This is a genomic window from Streptomyces bobili, assembly GCF_002154575.1.
GTDB lineage: Bacteria > Actinomycetota > Actinomycetes > Streptomycetales > Streptomycetaceae > Streptomyces > Streptomyces bobili.
Map to the genome: position 1 here is coordinate 1 of NZ_MUBA01000333.1, position 1,416 is coordinate 1,416.

Annotated in this window: 1 protein-coding gene and 1 pseudogene; both read left to right on the top strand. The window is 73.9% G+C overall.

Annotated elements, in window-relative coordinates; genetic code table 11:
- On the top strand, positions 1-1,013 hold a 1,013-nt coding region (locus BZL64_RS25390; protein WP_143663312.1), incomplete at its 5' end, for an HAD-IIIC family phosphatase.
- 64 nt (positions 1,014-1,077) lie between these two features.
- Positions 1,078-1,416: pseudogene (locus BZL64_RS39895) on the top strand (thioester reductase domain-containing protein); the annotation flags it as partial.

The following is a 1,416-nucleotide window of genomic DNA, read 5'->3' on the forward strand; positions in this document are numbered from 1 at the left end:
TCGCCGTCGACGGCGACGAGACGCTGTGGGGCGGCGTGGCCGGCGAGATCGGCCCCGACGCGGTGGACCTGACCGGACCGCGCGCCCTCCTCGCGCGCCGCCTCCTGCAGTGGCGCGAGGCCGGAGCCCTGCTGGCGCTCGTCAGCAACAACGACGAGGACACCGTCCGGACCGTCCTCGACCGGCCCGACAGCCTCCTGAAGGCCGAGCACTTCAGCGTCCTGTCCGCCGCCTGGGGCCCGAAGCCGACCCGCGTCGCGGAGGCGGCCCGCACCCTCAACCTGGGCGTGGACAGCTTCCTGTTCCTCGACGACAACCCCGCCGAGATCGGCAAGATGCGTGCCGCGCTGCCCCAGGTGCTGTCCGTGACCTGCCCCCCCGCCGCCGGACTGGAGGAGTTCCTGGCCCGGTTGTGGCCGCTGGTCCCCGCCCCGGCCACCGCCGAGGACACCCTGCGGGCCCGCTTCTACGACCAGGAACGCGAACGGGACGCCGTCCGCGAACAGGCGGGCTTCGAGGAGTTCCTCGCCCAGCTGCACCTGGAGGTCGACGTCCGTGCCCTCGGCGAGGAGGACGTGCAGCGGGCCGAGCAACTCGTCCGCCGCACCAACCAGTTCACACTCCGCGCCCGCTCCGCCGACGGAGGCGACCTCGACCGGTGGCTCGGCCGCGGTGAGGTGTGGACGGCCTCGGCCCGCGACCGGTTCGGCGACTACGGCCAGATCGGCCTGCTCGCCGTCCGCGCCGACGGCGACCAACTCGACGTCCTGGCCTGGCTGATGAGCTGCCGCGCGCTGGGCCGGGGCGTGGAGGAGAGGCTCCTCGCCCGGCTCGCCGACCGGGCCGACGAACTGGGCTGCACCAAGGTCCGGTTGACGGCCGAGCGCACCCCGCGCAACGCGCCGGCCCGCCGGATCGTGGCCGCGCTCGGCGGCGGAGACCCGGACGACGAACTCCTGGAGACCGTCACCACGCCTGACCATCTGCGGGCGTTCCGCTCCTGGGAACAGTGACAGCAACGCTTTCGCAGCAGCAGGGAAAGGACCGTGCACATCGTGAAGGGCTCTCATGCGTGACATGAACGAGGAAGCGGCGGCGGACGCCGGACAGCGGGCGGACGCCGGGCTGACCACCGCCGAGGCGATCGAGCAGGGCGGGAGCGGCCTGGGCGTGAGCGAACTGCTGGCGCTGGTCATGACGGCCGACCCGGCCGGTCCTGAGCCCGCCCCAGCAGACTCCGGCACCGCGCCGATAACCGGCCCCGACGCCCCCGTGCCCGACCTCGACCTCGACGGCCTGGCCGACGCCATCGCCGTAGCGGCCGGGCGCTATCTGCCCCAGGGGCACCTGGACGCCGACGCCGACTTCTTCGACGCCGGAGGCAGCTCCGTGCACGCCGTGGAGCTGGCGGCGGAG